General features: G+C 72.7%; 19 protein-coding genes. 9 read left to right on the forward strand and 10 right to left on the reverse strand.

Annotated features, from left to right (window positions below):
* From AB0389_RS10920 to AB0389_RS10935, 4 genes are all read left to right on the forward strand, one after another.
* Complete coding sequence (locus tag AB0389_RS10920) at positions 1–453, forward strand: FMN-binding protein (RefSeq protein ID WP_366395013.1); 453 nt, start codon at positions 1–3, stop codon at positions 451–453.
* A gap of 112 nt (positions 454–565) precedes the next feature.
* Complete coding sequence (locus AB0389_RS10925; RefSeq protein WP_366395101.1) at positions 566–1318, forward strand: FAD:protein FMN transferase; 753 nt, start codon at positions 566–568, stop codon at positions 1316–1318.
* Positions 1319–1415: 97 nt separating this feature from the next.
* Positions 1416–3506 carry a regulator gene (locus AB0389_RS10930; protein ID WP_366395102.1) on the forward strand — a complete coding sequence of 697 codons (2091 nt, stop codon included), beginning with the start codon at positions 1416–1418 and terminating at the stop codon, positions 3504–3506.
* A 63-nt stretch (positions 3507–3569) separates the two neighbouring features.
* Positions 3570–4772 carry a cytochrome P450 gene (locus AB0389_RS10935; protein WP_366395014.1) on the forward strand — a complete coding sequence of 401 codons (1203 nt, stop codon included), beginning with the start codon at positions 3570–3572 and terminating at the stop codon, positions 4770–4772.
* Between the two features lie 48 nt (positions 4773–4820).
* On the opposite strand, the gene AB0389_RS10940 is transcribed toward AB0389_RS10935, so the two are convergent.
* The 4 genes from AB0389_RS10940 to AB0389_RS10955 form a co-directional block, all read right to left on the reverse strand.
* Positions 4821–5642, reverse strand: a complete 822-nt coding sequence (locus tag AB0389_RS10940) for an MIP/aquaporin family protein (protein ID WP_366395015.1) — start codon at positions 5640–5642, stop codon at positions 4821–4823.
* Between the two features lie 186 nt (positions 5643–5828).
* The gene (locus AB0389_RS10945) at positions 5829–6074 is read right to left on the reverse strand and encodes a hypothetical protein (RefSeq protein WP_366395016.1); all 246 of its coding nucleotides are present in this window, start codon (positions 6072–6074) and stop codon (positions 5829–5831) included.
* 10 nt (positions 6075–6084) lie between these two features.
* Entirely contained in the window at positions 6085–7287 is a 1203-nt protein-coding gene (locus AB0389_RS10950; protein WP_366395017.1) for an FAD-dependent monooxygenase, read from the reverse strand.
* A 103-nt stretch (positions 7288–7390) separates the two neighbouring features.
* A complete protein-coding gene (locus AB0389_RS10955) occupies positions 7391–7930 on the reverse strand; it encodes a PH domain-containing protein (protein WP_366395018.1) in 540 nt (179 codons plus the stop codon).
* 196 nt (positions 7931–8126) lie between these two features.
* Here AB0389_RS10955 and AB0389_RS10960 point away from each other — a divergent pair, with 196 nt between their 5' ends.
* The 3 genes from AB0389_RS10960 to AB0389_RS10970 all read left to right on the forward strand — a co-directional run bounded on the left by AB0389_RS10960 (position 8127) and on the right by AB0389_RS10970 (position 11003).
* Positions 8127–9623: an alkaline phosphatase gene (locus AB0389_RS10960; RefSeq protein ID WP_366395019.1), complete on the forward strand. Its 1497-nt coding sequence runs from the start codon at positions 8127–8129 to the stop codon at positions 9621–9623.
* Positions 9624–9736: 113 nt separating this feature from the next.
* Complete coding sequence (locus tag AB0389_RS10965) at positions 9737–10297, forward strand: hypothetical protein (RefSeq protein ID WP_366395020.1); 561 nt, start codon at positions 9737–9739, stop codon at positions 10295–10297.
* Between the two features lie 79 nt (positions 10298–10376).
* Positions 10377–11003 (forward strand): superoxide dismutase family protein, encoded by a 627-nt coding sequence (locus AB0389_RS10970; RefSeq protein ID WP_366395021.1) that lies wholly within the window; start codon positions 10377–10379, stop codon positions 11001–11003.
* A gap of 85 nt (positions 11004–11088) precedes the next feature.
* On the opposite strand, the gene ligD is transcribed toward AB0389_RS10970, so the two are convergent.
* The 3 genes from ligD to AB0389_RS10985 form a co-directional block, all read right to left on the reverse strand.
* Entirely contained in the window at positions 11089–12024 is a 936-nt protein-coding gene (gene ligD / locus AB0389_RS10975; RefSeq protein WP_366395103.1) for a non-homologous end-joining DNA ligase, read from the reverse strand.
* A 47-nt stretch (positions 12025–12071) separates the two neighbouring features.
* The gene (locus AB0389_RS10980) at positions 12072–12326 is read right to left on the reverse strand and encodes a DUF6296 family protein (protein WP_366395022.1); all 255 of its coding nucleotides are present in this window, start codon (positions 12324–12326) and stop codon (positions 12072–12074) included.
* A 188-nt stretch (positions 12327–12514) separates the two neighbouring features.
* Complete coding sequence (locus AB0389_RS10985; protein ID WP_366395023.1) at positions 12515–12715, reverse strand: antitoxin; 201 nt, start codon at positions 12713–12715, stop codon at positions 12515–12517.
* Positions 12716–12850: 135 nt separating this feature from the next.
* On the opposite strand from AB0389_RS10985, the gene AB0389_RS10990 reads away from it, so the two are divergent.
* Together AB0389_RS10990 and AB0389_RS10995 are read left to right on the forward strand one after the other, a co-directional pair.
* Positions 12851–13378 (forward strand): DinB family protein, encoded by a 528-nt coding sequence (locus tag AB0389_RS10990; RefSeq protein ID WP_366395024.1) that lies wholly within the window; start codon positions 12851–12853, stop codon positions 13376–13378.
* Between the two features lie 165 nt (positions 13379–13543).
* Positions 13544–17779, forward strand: a complete 4236-nt coding sequence (locus AB0389_RS10995; protein WP_366395025.1) for a hypothetical protein — start codon at positions 13544–13546, stop codon at positions 17777–17779.
* Here the strand turns inward: AB0389_RS10995 and AB0389_RS11000 are convergent.
* Genes AB0389_RS11000 through AB0389_RS11010 form a run of 3 tightly spaced genes read right to left on the reverse strand, consistent with a single transcriptional unit; the run spans position 17748 to position 19988 of the window.
* Positions 17748–18491: a 3-keto-5-aminohexanoate cleavage protein gene (locus tag AB0389_RS11000; protein ID WP_366395026.1), complete on the reverse strand. Its 744-nt coding sequence runs from the start codon at positions 18489–18491 to the stop codon at positions 17748–17750. The genes AB0389_RS10995 and AB0389_RS11000 overlap by 32 nt on opposite strands.
* 35 nt (positions 18492–18526) lie before the next feature.
* Positions 18527–19192: an RraA family protein gene (locus AB0389_RS11005; protein WP_366395027.1), complete on the reverse strand. Its 666-nt coding sequence runs from the start codon at positions 19190–19192 to the stop codon at positions 18527–18529.
* A 7-nt stretch (positions 19193–19199) separates the two neighbouring features.
* Positions 19200–19988: a carbon-nitrogen hydrolase family protein gene (locus tag AB0389_RS11010; RefSeq protein WP_366395028.1), complete on the reverse strand. Its 789-nt coding sequence runs from the start codon at positions 19986–19988 to the stop codon at positions 19200–19202.
* Between the last annotated feature and the right edge of the window lie 49 nt (positions 19989–20037).

Here is a 20037-nt window from a genome sequence, read left to right on the forward strand (position 1 = left end):
GTGCGCAGAGCCGTCCTCGCCGCCGCGTCGACCGCCACCCTGGTCGTTCTGCTGCTCGCACTCAAGCCCCACCAGACCACCACCCAACTGGCCGTCGGCACACCGGCACCGACCCCGACCTCGACCCCGACGGCGACATCGGAACCGAGCGCCACCGCGTCCGCGTCCACATCCACGTCCAGTGGTACGTACACCGGCGACGCCATCAGCACCCGGTACGGTACGGTCCAGCTCGCCATCACCGTCAAGAACGGCGAACTGACCGCCGTCAAAGTCCTTCAAATGCCCTCGGAGGGCCGCAGCCAGCAGATCGCCGCCGATGCCGTGCCCCGTCTGACCCAGGAGGCCCTGACCGCCCAGAGCGCGCGTATCGACGCGGTCTCCGGCGCCAGTTACACCAGCCAGGGTTATATCGACTCCCTCCAGAGCGCATTGGACAAGACCGATGTCTGAGACCACGCACACCCTCGCACCCGCACACACACTCGCTTACGACCCGGCACCCGCACCCGCCTCCGCACCCGCCTCCGACCGCCCACGCGGTCTGCGTCACGTCGAACACGTGATGGGCACCGTCTTCTCCTTCGACATCCGCGACCAGCGCACCCCGGTCCTCCACGCGGCGCTGCGCGAGGCGGTCGTCTGGCTGCACCACGTCGACGAGGTGTTCTCCACGTACCGCCCCGACAGTGTCATCAGCCGGCTCGGGCGCGGTGAACTGCACCCCGCGCAGTGCCCCCAGGAGGTACGCGACGTCCTCGCCCTGTGCGCGGGCGCCGAGCGGACCACCGGCGGCTGGTTCAGCGACCGGGCCGGCGGCACCCTCGATCCGTCCGGGCTGGTCAAAGGGTGGGCCGTGGAACACGCCTCGCGGATCCTGCGCGAGGCCGGCGCCCGCAACACCTGCGTCAACGGCGGCGGCGACCTCCGGCTGACCGGCGAGCCGTTCCCCGGCACCCCCTGGCACATCGGAGTCGCCCACCCGCTGCGCCCCGGCGAGCTCTGCACGCTCGTCACCGGCCGCGACCTCGCCATCGCCACCTCCGGTACGGCCGAACGCGGCGCCCACATCCTCGACCCGCGCCGCCGCGCCCCCGCCGCGGGACCCGCGTCCCTCACCGTCGTCGGCGCCGGGCTCACCCTGACCGACGCCTACGCGACCGCCGCCTTCGCGATGGGGGAGCGGGCCCAGGACTGGCTGGAATCCCTGGACGGTTACGAGGGGTTCGCGGTCACCTGGGACGGTGCCTCGTGGCGTACGAGCGGATTCCCCGAGGCGGCGGTCACCACTCCGACCGCTCAGCGCAGCGGAACGTGACACTCCTTGACCGACTGCGACTAATACCGGCCGTTTCTCACCGTTTTCCGCCACAGGTATCGGCCAGGGATCCCAACAGGGCCAGGATGTACCCGTGGTGGGCTACCTTCCCGTCGTCACGACCAGTTTCATCGGCCGAGAGACCGAACTGGACGCTGTCGAGCGAGCATTGCAAGAGCACCGGCTGGTCACTCTCACGGGCGGCGGCGGCGTCGGCAAGAGCCGTCTCGCGCTGCGCGCCGCGGACCGGGCGCGGGCCCGTCATCCGGACGGGGTCTGGTGGGCCGACCTGTCGCCCCTCCAGGACGACCGGCTGCTCATCGCCACCGTCTGCGACGCCGTCGGCCTCCTGGACCACAGCCCGCGCCGGCCCGTGGAGGCGCTGGGCGAATGGCTGGCCGGACGCCGTGCGCTGCTGGTCCTCGACTGCTGCGAACGGGTGATCGTCTCCTGCGCCGGCGTTGTGGCCGACCTCCTCGACGCCGCGCCCGCCCTGACCGTCCTCGCCACCAGCAGACAGCCGCTCGGCATCGCCGGCGAACACCTCCTCGACGTGGGGCCGCTGCCCGCCGGCGGCGCAGGCCAGGAGGCCGTCCGGCTCTTCCACGACCGGGCCGCCACCGCCGCGCCCGACGTCCCCCTCGACACCCCGGCCGCCGCCGCGGCCGTCGCCGAGATCTGCCACCGCCTCGAAGGGATCCCGCTCGCCGTCGAGCTGGCCTGCGCCCGGCTCCGCGAGAATGGCGTCGAGCAGATCGCCGCCCGGCTGCGGGACACCACGTCCGGGGCCGCCTCCGGGGCCGCGTCCCCGTTCGTCTCGCGGACCACCGCCCGGCTCGACGTCCTCGCCGACGACTCCGTATGGCCGCAGCGCCACCGGGCCCTCCGTACCGCCATCGGCTGGAGCCACGAACTCTGCGCGCCCCTCGAACGGCTCCTGTGGGCCAGGCTCTCGGTCTTCCCCGGCGCCGTGGACGTGGCCGACGCCCGGGCCGTCTGCGCCGGCGGGCCGCTCGCCGGCCACGACGTTCCCGTCCTCCTGGAGCGGCTCGCCGCGCAGTCCGTCCTCCAGCGCGACGGCGACCGCTACCGGATGCTCGACACGCTCCGCGAGTACGGCACGATGTGGCTCGCGGAGCTCGGTGAACGGGACCTCCTCGCCACCCGGCACGCCGGCCACTTCGCCGAGACCGCCGCCCTGGCGCACGCCGGCTGGCTCGGCCCGCGCCAGGTCGCCTGGTACCGCAGGATCGCCGACTGCCACGCCGATCTCTGCGCCGCCCTCGACCACCTGCTCGCCGAGGAACCCGAGCGGGCCATGCGGATGGCCGGCCACACCGGGCTCTTCTGGAGCTGCTGCGGCCATCTGCACGAGGCCCGCGCCTATCTCGAACGCGCGCTGAGCCGCACGTCCGCGCGCGGGCCCGACCGTATCCGCGCGCTCTGGGCGCTCGGCATCACCCGCACGCTCCAGGGCGACCACGAGGACGCCAGAAGGCTCGGAGAGGAGTGCAGCCTCGCCGCCTGGCACGACCAGGACCCCGAGTCCGTGCTGTCCGCCGCCCACTCCGTCAGCTTCACCTATCTGATGATGGGCCGTCCCCGGTCCGCCCTCACCGTCGCCGACCGCGCCCTGCGCCATGTGACCAGCGCCCCCCACGACGCCCCGTCCCACCTGCGGTGCCGGGTGATACGGCTCTTCGCGCTCTCCGCGCTCGGCCGCCTCGACGAGGCGTACGAGGACGCCGCCGACCTCCAGCAGCTCAGCCTGGGCTACGGCGAACACTGGGCCCGCGCCTACGCCGACCACCAACTGGCCCTGATAGAGCTCCTGCGGGGCCGCGCGCGTGACGCCGAGAGGCACGCGCGCGCCATGCTCGCCGGCAAGTACCAGCTGCGCGACAGCCTCGGCATCGCCCTCGGCCTCGACCTGCTCGCCGGGGCCATCGCGGCCCGGGGCGACGGCGTGGCGGCCGCCCGTACCTCCGGTACGGGACACACGTACTGGCGCATGATCGGCCACCCGCACCGGGGCACCCCCGAACTGGGCGCCATCCGCGACGAGTGGGAGCGGCGCGCGCGCGAGGCGGCGGGCGATCCGGCGTACGAGAGCGCCTACCAGCTCGGCCTGGTGACGGACGCCGAGAGCGGCCTCGCCCTCGCGCTCCGGGGACACCTGCCGTCGTGACACCCGCGTCGTCGCATCCGGCCTCGCTGGCCGCCGGGGCACGCCGCCGGTTACGGTCCTGGCATGCCAGCTTTCGACCCCCGGTCGCCCGAATTCCTCGCCGACCCCTACCCCGCCTACGCCGAACTGCGGGCGCGGGGCCGGGCGCACTACTACGCACCCAGCGACCAGTGGCTCGTCCCGCACCACGCGGACGTCTCCGCGCTGCTGCGGGACCGGCGCCTCGGCCGCTCGTACGGACACCGGTTCAGCCACGAGGAGTTCGGCAGGACCCCGCCGCCCGCCGGCCATGAGCCCTTCCACGAGCTGAACGACCGCGGGATGCTGGAGCTGGAGCCGCCGGACCACACCCGGATCCGCCGCCTGGTCTCGAAGGCGTTCACGCCCCGCACGGTCGAACAGCTCCAGCCGTATGTACAGAAGCTCGCGGCCGAACTGGTGGGGCGGCTCGTCGACGAGGGCGGGGGCGATCTGCTCACCGCCGTCGCCGAACCGCTGCCCGTCGCCGTCATCGCCGAGATGCTCGGCGTTCCCGAGGAGGACCGCCCGCTGCTGCGGCCCTGGTCGGCGGCCATCTGCGCGATGTACGAGCTGAACCCGCCGGAGGAGACGGCCCGGCAGGCGGTCACCGCCTCGCTGGAGTTCTCCGCGTATCTGCGCGGACTCATCGCAGCCCGGCGCGAGAAACCCGGCACGGACCTGATCTCCGGGCTGATCGCCGCCCACGACGAGGGCGGACGGCTGACCGAGGCCGAGATGGTCGCCACCTGCGCCCTGCTGCTCAACGCCGGGCACGAGGCCACCGTCAACTCCACCGTCAACGGCTGGCACGCCCTGTTCCGGCACCCGGAGCAGCTCGCCGCGCTGCGCGCCGACCGCTCCCTGCTGCCCACCGCCGTCGAGGAGCTGATGCGCTACGACACACCGCTCCAGCTCTTCGAACGGTGGGTGCTCGACCCGGTGGAGATCGGCGGGACCACCATCCCGCGCGGCGCCGAGGTCGCCCTGCTCTTCGGCTCCGCCAACCACGACCCGGCGGTCTTCACCGCGCCGGACACCCTCGACCTCGGCCGCCGGGACAACCCGCACATCTCCTTCAGCGCGGGCATCCACTACTGCATAGGCGCCCCGCTGGCCCGGATCGAACTCGCCGCGTCGATGGCCGCCCTGCTCGACGGAGCCCCCGGCCTCGGCCCGGCCGCGGAACCGGTCCGCAAGCCGAACTTCGTGATCCGGGGGCTGGAGGGGCTGCCCGTCGTGGTGTGAGCGTACGGAGCCGGGGCGGGGCGCCCCGGCTCCGTACGGGCGCTCCGCTCACTTCACCGGGTCGGCCTCGGGGATCCTGCCGATCTCCTGCTCCTTGGTCGGCAGGTACTTGGCGATGAAGAACTTGTACAGCAACGCGCCGAGCGGGCCGCCGATCAGCGGGCCCACGATGGGCACCCAGAAGTAGAGATTGCCGTACTGGTCCCGCCACGCCCCGTGGTACCCGGTGATGAAGCTGGCCAGCCGGGGCCCGAAGTCGCGCGCCGGGTTGATGGCGTAACCGGCGTCGGTGCCCCACGCCATGCCGATCGCGACGATCAGCAGACCGATGAGCAGCGGCCCGAGGTTGGCTCCGGGCGGGCTGTTGAGCAGATCGGTGAGCGCGAAGAGGACCAGGACCAGGATGGCCGTACCGATGATCTGGTCCCGCAGCGCCCCCCACTCGCTCACCGGGAGCGAGCCGTTGCCGGGGAGCGTGGAGAACACGATCTGGGTCTTGTGGGTGTGTCCGGGGTCGGCCTTGGCCAGCACCTCCGTGTAGTTCCAGCGCACCAGCAGCGCCGCCACGAACGCCCCCGCCGTCTGCGCCAGCACGTAGGGGAGCACCTTGCGCCACTCGAACCCGCGGAAGAGCGCGAACGACAGGGTCACCGCCGGGTTGATGTGGGCGCCGCTGAGCCGGGCGGCCACGTACACCCCGAGGGTCACCCCGAGCCCCCACGCCCAGGCGATGCTGTCGTGGTCGCCGAGCCCGCCGGCCAGCACCTGGGCCACCACTCCGCAGCCGAAGAGGATGAGGATCATGGTCCCGGCGAACTCCGCGGACAGTTCGCCGATGAGACCGCCCCGTTTACCTACGTGTTCCTTCATGGGTTTCTGCCTTCCGCGATCCACGGGTCGAAATACGCCGAGTACTGCGATGCGCTGAATACGCCGAATACGCTGAATTGCCGCGCACCGTACTACCTCGGGATTCTGTTCCGGGTGGGGCGCTTCCGCGACGCGAAGGGGCCATCGGAGTGGTGGCCGGGAGGGAATCCGGCCCGTCCGGGCGTGTCAGAGCCAGTGCCTGACGTGCCAGGTGTATTTGCCGCCGCCCACCCAGCGGACCGTGTCGAGATCGTCCAGATCGATATGGGTCAGCCCCGCGTGGAAGGCGATTCTCACCACGTCCTCCATCGCGTACGCCTTGCCGGCCGGCTCGCCGTGGATCTCCACGATCCGGAACGGCGGATCTCCCTCGACGACCCCCAGCACCAGCACCGGAACGCCCCGGAAGTGTGTGCTCTCGCTCTCTGTCATGCGTTCACCCTTACCTCAGCCGGGAGTGCACTGTCCTGGCGACCTTCGGGCCCAGCCAGCGCTTGAACCGGCGCAGCGCGTCGAGCCGCTCGGCCGTCCGGTCCAGCCGGTAGTACAGCGCGGGCGGCAGGTGCGGCAGCAGCGGGGAGTGCCGCTGGCCGAGCAGCGCGAACATCTGCTCGGGCGGCAGCTTGGTGTAGCGGGGCAGGTTCTCGTACCACTGGGCGCTGTAGCGGGCCGCGCTCTGTGTGGGGAGCAGCGCGGAGCGGCGCTCGCGCTCGTAGTGGGCGAGCGCGGTGCGCAGGTCGAGTTGCCCGCGCAGCGCGCCGGCCAGGGAGATGGCGTCCTCCAGGGCGAGGGTGGTGCCCGCGCCGATGGAGTAGTGCGTGGTGTGGGCCGCGTCGCCGAGGAGTACGAGATTGCCGTGGGACCAGGTCCGGTTGGTGACGGTACGGAACGTCAGCCAGCGCGCGTCGCCGCCGGACTCCGCCCGGCCGATCAGCGGATGTCCGTCGAGCGGTTCGGCGAAGAGCTTCTCCAGCAGGGCCAGCCCGTCGGCCTCGTTCGCCTCGTCGAGCCCCAGCCCCGTCCAGGTCGCCGGTGAGCACTCGACGACGCAGGTGCTGTGCTCGGGGCCGAACGGGTATCCGTACGCCCAGATCCAGCCGTGCTCGGTCTCCACGAAGGCGAACGTGAAGGCGGCGAACACCTTGGTCGTGCCGAGCCAGATGTAGACGTTGCGCCCGGCCACCGACTCCGTACCGAAGTGGCCGGCGTGGCGTTCGCGCAGCGCGCTGCCGACCCCGTCGCAGGCGACGAGGAGATCGGCCTCCGGGAGCTCGCCGTCCGGGGTGATCCCGCGGCCGAACTCCACGCGGACGCCCAGGGACTGGGCCCGTTCGGCGAGGATGTCCAGCAGCACGCGCCGGCCGATGCCGAACCCCTCGTCGCCGCGGTGCGTGGTCCGGTGGTCGCGGATGTGCGCGACCCCGTCGCTCCAGGAGACGGAGTTCTCCCGGACGGCGCGGGCGGACTCGGGATCGTGGTGGTGGAGCTTCTGGATCAGACCGCCCCAGTACGTCACGCCCCAGCCGTAGGTCGAACCGGCCGGATTGCGCTCATGGACGGTGATGTCGTGGGACGGGTTCTGCCGCTTCATCAGGATGGAGAAATACAGTCCGGCGGGCCCGCCGCCGACACAGGCGACCTTCACACGCACTCCCTGGTGTCACGCAAAGCGATGATGGAGTCACCAAAGGTAGCCGAGGGGGTGTCGTGCGGACGTCAGCGCGGCGCCGGGCCTTTTCCGCCGCCGGTCAGTGCTGGGGTGGTACCGGTCCCTCGAACCCGCCCCGCTGATGTGCGTTCTGTTCATCGTCCACGGCCCGGTAGATCAGATCCTTCAGGCCCTCCGGATCGGGTACGTGCTTGAGGGTGAGCATCCCCTGCTCGGACGCGGACTGGATGAACAGCGTCCCCTCCCGCATGATCCGCTCCCACAGCGTGGCGCGGAACGAGACGTCGTTGACCCGGACCAGCGGAATGCTGTGTCCGGTCTTCGTCAGAAACCCGCTGCGCTTGTAGATCCGCTTCGTGGTCACGATGTACAGCGTGCCGCGCCAGGTGAGAAGCGGTATCAGCCAGTACCGGACGGAAGCGATCAGAGCGAGGCCAAGGATGACATAGTCGGTATTGGTGGCCCAGTCCTCACCCGATGGGGTGAGCCAGATGAGTACGGTCGCCACCACCCAGATCAGTGCCAGTACCAGGAATTCGGTGACGATCTCGGTCCAGTGCTGGCGCGTGGCGTGCACCAGCTGTTCATCGGGCGCCAGATGGCGGTCTACGGAAACCATGCGGGAATCCTGGCACAGTGCGCGACGGGCCGGAACGGGCCGCGCTCCACAGTGGTGTTCCCCCCGGGGTCACCGTGCGCTCGTGGGCCGTTCATGTCCCGCTCCTAGGGTCGGGGACCTGATCGAATACTCGATCCGGACGAGGAGACATACCGCTATGCGAGGCAGACCCGCTAAGGTCCTGACCGTTCTGGCCGTGACCGGCACCCTGGCCGCCGGGACCGCGGTGGCCGCGAACTCGGCCCCCCAGACCAGCAGTCGGGGTCCGGAGATCCGCAATGTGATCTACCTGCTCGGCGATGGCATGGGCCGGACGCACGTCACGGCGGGCCGCGACCGTTTCTACGGCGCCGCCGGCAAGCTGAACATGGAGCGCCTGACGTACACCGGCGCGGTGGCGACGTACGCGGTCGAGAAGGACAGCGCCCAGCCGGCCCTGGTGACCGACTCGGCCAGCTCCGCCACCGCCTGGGCGTCCGGCGTCAAGACGTACAACGCCGCGATCGGCGTGGACTCGTACGAGAAGCGCGTCGTCACGATGATGGAGCAGGCCAAGGCCGCCGGCTTCGCCACCGGCAACGTCTCCACCGCGGAGATCACGGACGCCACCCCGGCGGCGCAGTTCAGCCACGCGCTGCTGCGCGGCTGCCAGGGCCCGGTCTACTCGGACGCGGCCTGCCTGCCGAAGAAGGCCGACGGCTCCTACGAGACGGCGCCCAAGGACAAGACCCTGATCACGCCGATCGCGCAGCAGATCGCGCGCAACGGCACGGCGGACGTCATCCTCGGCGGCGGCCTCGCCCGCTTCCAGCCGGACGACCAGAAGGCGCTGAAGGCCCAGGGCTACGAGGTGCTCGGCAGCTTCGGCGACGCCAAGCTGCCCGCGCAGACTGCGGCGAGCCAGCGCGTGGCGACCAAGGCGGAGCTGGACAAGACGCGGGGCAAGAAGGTCATCGGCCTCTTCAACCGCGGCAACCTGACGGTCGAGCGGGCGAAGGCGGGCCTGCCGGCCGGCGCCCCGGAGAAGCAGGAGCCCACGCTCGCGGAGATGACCAGCAAGTCGATCTCCCTGCTCGGTGACGCCCAGAAGAGCGCCGGCAAGAAGGCCAAGGGCTTCTTCCTCCAGGTCGAGGGCGCCCAGATCGACAAGCGCTCGCACGCCAACGACGCGGCGCAGACGCTCGACGAGATCAAGGCGTTCGACGACGCGGTGAAGGCCGCGTACGACTTCGCGAAGAAGGACGGCCACACCCTGGTCGTCGTCACGGCGGACCACGAGTGCGCCGGGTTCAACATCATCGAGAAGGGGGGCTACGCCAACGCGGAAGCGGCGACGCCCCCCGGCAACGTCGACGCCGGCAACACGGCGAACAACAGCACCCCGTCCCGCACCGCCTCGGGCGCCAAGGACCCGGCCCGCTCCAGCGGGATCGTCAACGGCGCCGGCGCGGGCGACGCGAAGAACTTCGGCCCGGCGACCTTCCGTACCCCGGACGACCCGAAGAGCGTCAAGGACGGCAGCGCGGACGCCAGCCTCTGGCTGACGTACCTCTCCGGCAGCCACACCGGCGCCGACGTCCCGATCTACGCGTACGGCCCGAACGGCAGCGCCTTCGCGGCCAGCCAGAACAACACGGAGCTGTACGGCAAGCTGTACCGCTCGCTCTTCGGCAAGGCGCCGGCGAAGCACTGACGACACCGACGGAGTCCGGCGACGGAGTCCGGCACGGAGTCCGACACGGAATCCGGAGGGAGGGCGGGGCACGTTCCCCGTCCTCCCTCCGCCACACCGGGAGTGATCCACCGATGAGACACCTCACCCGCGGCGGTACGGCGGTCGCGCTGGCCGTGGCCGCCCTCGTCCTGACCGCCGGCTGCGACAGCGGCAGCGGCGGCGATCCCGCCGCCGCGAAGACGGCGCCGGACCCGGCGGCGACCGCGTCCGCGGTGGCGCTGCCCGCGCCGCGCTCCGCGCCCGAACCCGCCGCCACCCTCACACCGGCCGCCCGCGCCGGCGAGGTCCGCGTCGAGCCGGGGCCGTTCACCGACCGGGTGACGATCACCGGACTCAAGCTGACGGGCGCCTCCTCCACCGCCCCCGCCGTCACCGGCAAGCTGAAGATCACCACCGATGTCAGCCATGTCCTCGCGCTGGAGCTGCGCGCGGCCTACTACGACAGCGCGGGACGGCTGCTGGGCACCGGGGAGTTCGAGTACCAGGAGGAGGGCGAGGACGCCCACGGGCACGCGGTGCACGAGGGCTCGGAGGCGGCCACCGGTGGCATCGCGTTCACCGTGCCCGCGAAGAAGCTCACGGGCACCCCGGCCGCCGCGGTGCTCTCCGTACCGGTGCTCGTCAACGAGTAGCACATCCTTTGGCGGCTTCCTTCCGTTGATCCCGGTGCCGGCTCAGCCGTGCCGTCGGATCCGTCGAAGGAGACCGCTCATGAGGACCTGTTCCAAGGCCACCGCCGCCGCTGTGACGGCCGCACTGCTCGCGCTCCCGTCCGGGGCGGCGTCCGCGCGCGGCGGCGCCGAATGGGGCGCGGGTGGGGGCGGGGTGAGGGTGGAGGGCCGCTTCGTGCCGCCGCCCGCCGCCCCTCTCCCCCTCCCGAACGCCCTCACGTACGAGACCGCGCTCGTGCCGGCGGGCTCCCGCGCCTCCGTCGCCGAGCACGTCACGGCGGGCGCGCGCGGCCCGGTCACCGCGGTCGTCCTGCGGGTGTCGGGGCTGCTCCCCGACCGGGTGTACGGCGCCCATGTGCACACCAAGCCGTGCGGCGCCACCCCGGACGCGGCGGGCCCGCACTACCAGAACGTGCCGGACCCGCACCAGCCCTCCACCGACCCCGCGTACGCGAACGCCGCGAACGAGGTCTGGCTGGACTTCACCACCGACGCGCGCGGCACCGGCTTCGCCGTCTCCCGCCACGACTGGCGCTTCCGCCCCGGCGCGGCGAACGCCGTCGTCCTGCACGAACACGGCACCGCGACGGACCCGGGCGACGCGGGAACGGCGGGAGGCAGGGCCGCCTGCCTGACCGTGCCGTTCGACGGCGGCGCTCGCCGGTAGGGCCCGCGTACGGGGGCACCGACGCGCACCTTGCCGGCCGGGACCAGGCGGCCGGGACCAGGTGGCCGAGGTCAGGCGGCCGAGGTCAGGTGACCGACTCCCGTACCACGTCGGCCGGTTGCTTGTCGTCGCGCAGCCCGAGGAACCGGGGGTGGCGCAGCATCCCGTCCCGGGTCCACTCGGTGAACGCGACCGCGGCGACGAGCCGGGGGCGTGCCCAGCGCGGTGTCCGCTCGGCGACGGGGTCGGCGAACGGCGAGCGGTCCAGCGCCAGTTCGTCGAGCCGGCGGCGCAGGCCGAGGAGGGTCTGGCGGTCGAAGCCGGTGCCGGCCTTGCCCGCGTACCGGAGCAGCCCGTCCTCGTAGTAGCCGAGCAGCAGCGAGCCGAAGCCGACGCGCGAGCCCGCGGGTTCCGTGCAGCCGCCGACCACGAACTCCTGGCTCCGCGAGCACTTGAGCTTCCGCCAGTCGCGGGACCGCCCGGGGACGTAGCGGCCCGCGGCGCGCTTGGCGATCAGCCCCTCCCAGCCACGGGCGCACGCGTGCTCCAGCAGCTCCCGGCCGCCGCTGTTGCGGTGCGTGATGAAGCTCAGCAGCGGCGCGTGGAAGGTCAGCGCCCGGTGGAGCAGGGCCTTGCGGGAGCGCAGCGGCCGCGCGGTGACATCGGCGCCGTCGAGCCGCAGCAGATCGAAGAGGCAGTAGGTGACGGCCACCTCGCTGCTGAGCACCTGGCGGGGGTCGGTGAGCCCCATCCGCCGCTGGAGCCGGCCGAAGTCGGTACGGCCGCGGTGGTCGTACGCGACGATCTCGCCGTCCACGGTGAAATCGGCGGACTCCTGCGCGGCGAGGGCCGCGACGATCTCGGGGTAGGTGGTGTTGAGGCGCCGACCGGTGCGCGACAGCAGGCGTACGCCGTGCTCGTCCCGTACCGCGAGGACCCGGATCCCGTCGAGCTTCCGCTCGAAGATCCAGCCGTCGTCGGCCGCGTCGATCTCGCTCGGGTCGCCCAGCGTGGCCAGCATCGGCCGCGACGCCAGCTCCGCGCCGGAGCGCGCGCCGGGGTGCTCCGTCACGCGGGGCGCGCCTCGACCGACACGGCGGGGTTCTGATGCCCGCCACTGGCGATCATCCGCACCTCGTCCTGGTCGCTGATCTCCGCGAGGACGATGCCGGTGTCGTCCTCGTACAGCGGGTGGCCGCCGGGGCCCTTGCGGTCCGTACGGTGCACGGCGACGACATCCACACCGTCGCCCGGGACGTCCGGGACGGCCGTCGGCGCGCCGTGGTGGGAGAAGACCAGTTCGTACCGGTCGGACCTGCCCATGTCGCCTCCTGGCCCTGAGGGGGACGCCGTACATGCCGGACATACATTCTAATGTCTCCGGCGGCGGCGTGCCGTGCGCAGGGGCTGTCCGGGGCGCTGTCCGGGGCTGTCCAGGGCCGGGGCGCGGCCGTACGCGTCCGTCCGGCCCGCGTGGCCGGCCCTGGGTTGCCCACCAGCTGTCCTTCTGGCTACTTCTCGTCCTTCTCGTCCAGGTTGCCGAGGAAGTCCTTCGCCTTCTCGACACCCGTGTCGAGCTTGTCGCTGTACTTGCCGTCGGTCTTGTCGTCGATCACCGAGGCGACCTTCTCCAGCCCCTGACCGATCACCTCACCGTGCTCGCTCGCGAGGTCGGTCGCCTTGTCCTTGAGGTCCTTCAGACGGTCAAACATGAATTGCCCACTCCTCCGATGCGATCGGGCCGCTTCCGACAGCGATCGTCGGCCCAGCCCCGAATAATACCGAGCCACCGGGGCCACGGCGGAAATACGGTTTCCGGCCGGGACGCGATCTGCCAGGGTCGGCCGGTGACCGCATCCCGAAGAGACCTGCTGCGCGGGCAATTCGACCTGACCTGGGCGCTGTTCGAGTACCACCTCGAACGACTGGAGCCCGCGGACTTCCTGTGGGAGCCCGCGCCCCGCTGCTGGACGGTGCGCCCGGACGCCACCGGCGTGTGGCGGCCGGACCGGTCGGAGGAGGAACCCGATCCCGTGCCTGTGCCGACCATCGGCCGGCTGACCTGGCACATCGGCTGGTGGTGGACCACCGCGGCCGAGCACGCCCGGGGGCACGTCCCCCGGGACCGTACGCAGGTCATCTGGCCGGGTGACGGTCCGTCGGCCGCCGGGTGGCCGCGGGGGCTGCGCGCGGACTGGCTGACCGTGCTGGACGGTCTCACCGACGCCGGCCTCGACGCCGTCGCGCCGTTCCCGTGGCCGCGCGACGCCGGCCGTACCGTTGCCGACATGGCCGGCTGGGTGAACGCCGAACTGATGAAGAACGTGGCCGAGATCGGCCGGCTCCGCCTGGTGCGGGCGGCTCGCGAAGGGTGACCCGCCGGGACAGGTGGCCCGGACCGTGCGGGGCGGGCGGCCGTTCCGCACGCGGTGGCGTACGGGCTGTTCGGGGGCCATGACGGCCGGGTCCTGGTGCGGGCAGGGGGGTGCGGGCTCCAGGATGGGACGACGTGTCCCACGTCGCTCCCGGAAGGGTCCCCCATGCCCGACAGCAGTAGGCACGCACAGGAGTTGCTCGCCCGGTTCACCGCGCCGGAACCCCGGTTCGGCCCGCTGCCCCTCTGGTGGTGGAGCGGCGCGACCGTCACCCGGGAGGGGCTGCGCCGGCAACTGGAGCAGATGGTGGCGCAGGGCATCCGGCAGGCCGTCGTGATGTGCCTGGCGCCCACCGGGCCGATGTTCGGATCGCTGGCGGACGACCCGCCCTTTCTGAGCCCCCGGTGGCTCGCACTCCTCGACACCGCCTGCGCCGACGCCGAGGAGCTGGGCTTCAGCCTCTGGATGTACGACCAGATCGGCTTCTCCGGCGCCAACTTCCAGGGCCGGCTGACCGCAGACCGCCCCGAGTTCGCCGGACTCGCGCTCCACCGCACCACCGTCAGGAGCACAGGGGAGGAGGCGGGCGCGACCGTCCTCGCGGCCCCCGCCGGACACACCGCGCTCGCCGCCCACGCGAGGACGGTCGCGAGAGACGGCACTACCGCCACCGCGCCGCCGGTCGCCGTCCCGCTGGCCGCCGACGGTACGGCGCGCTGGAGCGGGCCCCCGGCCGACATCACCCTCGTACACAGCGGGACCAGCGGCTTCGACTACTTCGGCGAGGAGGCGTGCACCGCCCTGCTGGACCAGGTGCACGGCACACTGGAACGCCACGTCGGACGCTGGTTCGGCCGGAGCATCGGCGGCTTCTTCCAGGACGAACTGCCCGCCCTGCCCACCTGGGGCCGCGACTTCGCCGAGACCTTCACCCAGCGGTACGGATACGACCCACTGCCGCTGCTCCGTCACTTGTGGGACGACGGCACCGACGCGGACGGTACGGCCGGTACGGCCGACACGGCTGTTACAGCCGACACCGGCGGCGCCTCAGCCGCCACGGCCGCCCTGGCTGCCCGGTTCCGGCGCGACTACCACGACCACCGCGCCCACCTCGGCCGCCGGGGCTTCTTCGACCGCCACGACGCCTGGTTCGCCCGCCACGGCCTGGTCTGCGGCTTCGACCAGCCGTCCCCGGCGCGCGAGGGCGACCCCAGCGGCGGTGTCCAGGTGTACGGCGACTACCTCGGCACCCACACCGGCTACGGCGCGCCCGGCAGCGACCACTGGGGCGACCCCAAAGTGCACAGCTCCCTCGCGCACGCGCGCGGGCACGAGCGCACCTGGATCGAGGCGTTCCACTCGACGGGCTGGGGCGGCACGCTGGAGGAGACGTACGACTGGCTCGCGCCCCTGCTGCGCCGGGGCGCCAACCTCTACAACCCGCACGCCGTCTACTACAGCACCGCCGGCGGCTGGTGGGAGTGGGCGCCGCCTTCGACCTGCTGGCGCCAGCCGTACTGGCCCTCGTACCACGTGTTCTCCGGCGCGGTGGCGCGGCTCTGCTCCGTACTGTCGGCCGGCACCCACGTGTGCGACACCGTGCTGCTCTCCCCGACGACCACCGCCCAGGCGTACCAGCGGCTCGACGGACCGCTCGGCCCGGCGCGGGAGGCCGCGGGGCTCTACCACCGGCTGAACGGCCGGAGTTCGTGGTACGCGGAGGAGCGCGGTGTGCTGGAGCGGGCCGGGCTCGACCACGATGTGCTGGACGAGGCGGCCCTCGCCACCGCGACCGTCGTCGGCGCCGACGGTGGCGACGGGGGCGGCGACGGGGGCGGTGGATTACGCGTCGGGGACGAGACGTACCGCACCGTCGTCCTGCCCGCCGTACGGGCGCTGCGCGCCGATGTGGCGCGTACGCTCGTGCGCTTCGCGACGGCCGGCGGCCGGGTGATCTGTGTGGGCCGAGCGCCCGAACTCTTCCTCGGCGGAGGGGAGTTGGACACCACCGCGGGCGCGTCGTTCGCCGCCGCCCTCGACCGCGGCGACATCCTCCTCGTCGAGCGCGCCGAGCAGGTGCCCGACGCGGTGGTGAGCGGACCGGTGCGCGTCCGGGCCGACGCGCCGTATCTGCTGCGCCGGCACGGCGACTGCCATGTGCTGACCCTGGTCGCCCACGACGAGCGGTCAGGCACCGCCGCGCCCGTCGTCTCCCTCGACACCGTCGACTGGTGGACCGGCGGCTTCCCCTGGGAGGAGTACTGGGACCAACTGCGCACCACCGGCTACCGGTTCGGGCCGGCCGGTGCACGCCGCGCGCGGGTACGGTTCGAGGGCGCGGGGACAGGCGCGGGGACAGGCGCGGGGACGGTCCCGCCGCGCGCCCAGCGGTGGGATCCGCGCACGGGACACCGTACGGAGCTGACGGTGACCGCCGCGCCGGACGGGGCGTGGCTGCTGGACGTCGGCTTCGAGGACGGGCCCGTCGCGCTGATCGTCCTCGCCGGCGCCCTGCCACCGGCGACGCGCGAACCGCTCGGCGAGCCGCGGGACGCGCTCGCGGTCGACGGGCCGTGGACCGCGCTGGCCACCTCCACACTGGACAACAGCCGGGGGGATCTGGCGGCGGCCGGCCGTACGGGCGTGCTGCCCATCGAGGTGTGGCGCATGGACCATGCCACGAGCGAGGGCGACGGTGTTTCTTCCGACGTTCCTCCCGGCATTCCCTCCGACTCCGCGTCCTGGCGGCCCGTTGTCGCGGGACACGGTCCGTTCGCACTGGTACGCGGCCCCTGGACCTCCCCGGGCCCCGACAGCGGCTGGCGGCCCGCCGAGTGGTCCCTGTCCCGGGGCATCAGAAAGGACCCGGTCCACGACGGGACACTCGGCCCCAAGGGCTATGTCCCCGAGGAGTTCCTCGACTGGCGGCACGTCCCAGCGGGCGCGCGCGTCGCCGTCCGTACCTGGCTGACCCTGCCCGACCGCGACGGCCTGTATCTGGCCGTGGGTGCCAACGCGAACCGCCGGATCACCGTCGACGGCACCGTACTCACCAGCCGGGACACCGGCTATCAGTCGTTCGGCCTCCTGCCCGTGCGGGCGGCGGGCCGTTCCGTGGCCGTGGAGATCGAGCTGACCGCTGTGGTGGACGGTCCGGTCAGGGCGTCGTTCGCCGTGGTGCGCGGACCGCAGGCGTACCGCCGTCCCCAGTGGCTGGAGCCGGCGGAGACGGGCACCGCCGTCGGCCGTGCCACGGATCTGACGTTCCGGGCGCGGCTGCGCACACTGCCGGCCGACTGCACCGTCCAGGTCGCCTCCGACGGCCCGTGCGGTGTGTTCGTCAACGGCGTCGAGATCGGCAGGCAGGGCGACTTCAACCCGTACCCCGGCCACCGCGAGATCCGGGTCCACCCCTACGACCTCAGGGACCGGCTCCGTACGGGCGAGAACACCGTCGTGCTCCGGGTCGTCGACACCGGCGGCGCCCCCACCGGGGCCGTACTGGACTCCCTCCCCACGGCCCGCGGCGGCCTCGGCTGGATCAGCGGACCCGGCTGGACGGCCGCCCGCGAGAGCGGTCAGGTGCCCCTGCGTACACGGCTGTCGAATCCGCGCGATCCGCGCTTCGTGTGTCTGTGGGCCCGGCCCCATCCGCTCCCCGGCGCCCACTGGCTGGAGCCCGCCGCCGCGCCCCGCGACATCGTCGAGCCGCTCGTTCCCGACCTCGCCCCGGACGGCGGCGAGCGGATCGAGTGGCTGCGGATGGCCGCGCCGCTCGGTACCACCGCGCTGCGCGTCCCCACCACTCTGGAGACAACCGTCCTCGTCCGGGGCGCGGAGTACCGGCCGGACGACGGCGGCCGGGTCGTGCCGGCGGGCCCGCTCGCCGCCGGGACGCCGGTGCATCTGCGGATCAGGGCCACCGACGGCCGGCGCGGCGGGGCGCTGCTCGATACGGCCGTCGAGGTCGAAGTCGGGGAAGTGCCCGCGCCGTTGGCGGGCTGGGAGGAGCTGGGGCTGCGCTCTCTCGGCGGTCAGGTGCGCCACCGGACGACGGTGTGCCTGCCCGAAGGGCGCGGCGAAGGGACGGTGCTGCTGGACCTCGGTGAGGTGCGCGGGTGCGCCGATGTCACGGTCAACGGACGGCTGACCGACCGGCTCGTGTGGGCGCCCTGGACCAGCGATGTCACCGACGCCCTGAGGCCGGGCGAGAACACCATCGAGATCGTTGTGCGCGGCACCCTCGCCGGCTGTCTCGACGATGCCTCGCCGACCGGCGCGATCGCCGCGGGGCAGGTCCGCACCGGACTCTTCGGTCCCGTACGGCTCCTGCGCCACGCCCCGTACGCGGCCGGGCCGCGGCGGGTCAGGGCCGGGGAGCGTCCTCCGGCACCCTGAGCCCGAGCGCCAGCGCGGCGGCCACCAGCGCGGTGTTGTCGGCCGCCGGTGTGCCGTCGGGGAGTTCCGTACCGTCCTCGAAACCGATCCGGACCTGGTGCCCGTCGGCCAGGGCGGCCCGCAGCACCGGCCACGCCGTCGCGCCGTCGCCGTGGTAGAGCAGCGGGCAGGTCACACCGGCGGCCAGGATCGCGGCGGCCATGGCGCGCGCGTGGGCGACCGCCGTGTCCGGGTCCTCGTCCATGGGCTCGATCAGCACGCGCACGTTGTCGTGGAGGGTCGGTGAGGCGAGCAGCGCCGGGACGTCGTCCAGACTCCACACCGCGCTCTCCAGCTCCATACCGCGCGACACCACCAGGGCGGCGGTCTCGGCGGCGCCCTCCTCGCTGAAGGCGACCGACGCGAAGTCCGGCAGCACGTCCCACGCGGCGACCAGCGCGAGCCGCTCCGCCGGACCCGAGCAGGTCCACAGCCCGGTGGTGGTGCCGAGCACCGCGCCGGGGGCCGCCGCGCGCACCGCGCGCAGCACCTCGGCGAGCGCGTCGGGGCGGATGGTCTGGCCCTCCTCCCCGTCCCTGACATGGAGATGCACCACATCGGCGCCCGCCGCGACGACCGCGGCCGTGTCGGCGGCGAGTTCCGCGGGGGTGACGGGGACGGCGGGGTGTTCGGCCTTGGTCCTTCCACCGTTGACGGCGGCTTTGAGAAACACGGGGGGTCCTTCCTGGAGTGGGGGGTTCTGTAAGGTCAGCGGTTCTTCTCGACGGACGCCGTGGCCCCCGTCAGCTCCCCGAGCCGTCCGCCGCTCCACAGCTCGGCGATCAGATCCGGCTCCTCCGCGTCGTCGGCGAGTGCCTCGTCCAGTACGGCGGCGAGCCGTCCGGCCGGGGCGATCAGCAGTCCGTTCGCGTCGCCGAGGACGATATCGCCCGGCCGCACGGCCACCCCGGCGCAGCCGACCGGGGTGTTGAGGGCGCCGTCCGCGATGCCGTGCAGTTTGGTGGTGAGCATCGACAGGCCGTACGCGTAGACGGGCAGCCCGACCGCGCGCAGCGCGTCGATGTCCGTGCACACGCCGTCCACCACCACGCCCGCCGCGCCGCGCGAGGCGAGCGCGTTGGCGACGACCTCGCCCAGCGGGGCGTGCCGGCGGTCGCCGCCGCAGTCGATCACCACCACATCGCCGGGGCGCACCAGGCCCGCCGCGTGGTGCAGCAGGGTGGAGTCGGTGGCGGTGATCCGTACGGTCACGGCCTGGCCGATCAGCTTGCGGGTCCCGGCGAGGCGGCGCAGCGCGGGATCGCAGAACCCCTCCTCCAGGTAGTGGCCCAGAGTGGGGAAGTCGAGGTCCGCCAGCCGCGCCAGCAGGGCGGGATCGGCGGGCTCGGGGAAGTCGCGCAGGGTCAGGGGCATGGCGGGGTCACCTCGGTCCGATGATGATGCGGCGGTTGCGCAGGACGGGCAGTACGGTGCGCGCGGTGTCGATCCGGTCCTTGTCGATGTCGACGACGAACAGCGCTCTGCGCTCCTCGCCGAGCGCCGCCCTGACCACCCCGAGCGGGTCGACCGCCATGCTCATCCCGATGCAGTCGGGGGTGGTGAGCGACGAGGCCACCACCCAGCAGGTGTTCTCGATGGCCCGGCCGCGCAGCAGCGTCGTCCAGTGGTCCTCCTTGAGCGGCCCGCGCACCCAGGCCGCCGACACCGAGAGCAGATCGGCGCCCATCTCCACCAGGGAGCGGGTGAATTCGGGGAAGCGCAGGTCGTAGCAGTTGACCAGGCCGACGTTGAAGTCCCCGATCCGTACGACGCACGGCCCGCCCTCGCCGCGCTGCACCTCGCGGGACTCCTTGTAGTCGAAGGCGTCGTAGAGGTGCATCTTCCGGTAGTGGCCGAGCGTCGAGCCGTCGCGGTCCACCGCCACGAGTGTGTTGTACGGGAGCGACTCGCCGCTGTCCTCGTACCCGCCGGCGATGACCGCGATGCCGTGCGCGGCGGCGGTGCGGGCGAGCGCGTCGAGGAAGCCGGGCCAGTGGGCCGAGGCGGCGGCGCGCAGGGGCGCGGCGTTCTCGGCGGGGAACATCGACTCCTCGGGGAAGACGATGAGTTCGGCGCCCGCCGAGGCGGCCTCGCGGGTCATGTCCTCGATGACCGCGAGGTTGCCGGCCGCGTCGGCGGTCGGCGCGAACTGGGCTACGGCGACCTTCACGGCCGTACCTCCTTGACTGTGGTGACGGGGCGGACGGGGTGGACGGGGC

It is taken from the genome of Streptomyces sp. NPDC093109 (assembly GCF_040701725.1).
Taxonomy (GTDB): Bacteria; Actinomycetota; Actinomycetes; order Streptomycetales; family Streptomycetaceae; genus Streptomyces.

Coding starts and splice junctions, on each gene's coding strand:
- AB0389_RS11005 (WP_366395027.1), bottom strand. CDS start 19,192: ATGCCCCTGACCCTGCGCGACTTCCCCGAGCCCGCCGATCCCGCCCTG.
- AB0389_RS10965 (WP_366395020.1), top strand. CDS start 9,737: ATGAGACACCTCACCCGCGGCGGTACGGCGGTCGCGCTGGCCGTGGCC.
- AB0389_RS10925 (WP_366395101.1), top strand. CDS start 566: ATGGGCACCGTCTTCTCCTTCGACATCCGCGACCAGCGCACCCCGGTC.
- AB0389_RS10995 (WP_366395025.1), top strand. CDS start 13,544: ATGCCCGACAGCAGTAGGCACGCACAGGAGTTGCTCGCCCGGTTCACC.
- AB0389_RS10970 (WP_366395021.1), top strand. CDS start 10,377: ATGAGGACCTGTTCCAAGGCCACCGCCGCCGCTGTGACGGCCGCACTG.
- AB0389_RS10955 (WP_366395018.1), bottom strand. CDS start 7,930: ATGGTTTCCGTAGACCGCCATCTGGCGCCCGATGAACAGCTGGTGCAC.
- ligD (WP_366395103.1), bottom strand. CDS start 12,024: ATGCTGGCCACGCTGGGCGACCCGAGCGAGATCGACGCGGCCGACGAC.
- AB0389_RS10940 (WP_366395015.1), bottom strand. CDS start 5,642: ATGAAGGAACACGTAGGTAAACGGGGCGGTCTCATCGGCGAACTGTCC.
- AB0389_RS10945 (WP_366395016.1), bottom strand. CDS start 6,074: ATGACAGAGAGCGAGAGCACACACTTCCGGGGCGTTCCGGTGCTGGTG.
- AB0389_RS10935 (WP_366395014.1), top strand. CDS start 3,570: ATGCCAGCTTTCGACCCCCGGTCGCCCGAATTCCTCGCCGACCCCTAC.
- AB0389_RS10980 (WP_366395022.1), bottom strand. CDS start 12,326: ATGGGCAGGTCCGACCGGTACGAACTGGTCTTCTCCCACCACGGCGCG.
- AB0389_RS10985 (WP_366395023.1), bottom strand. CDS start 12,715: ATGTTTGACCGTCTGAAGGACCTCAAGGACAAGGCGACCGACCTCGCG.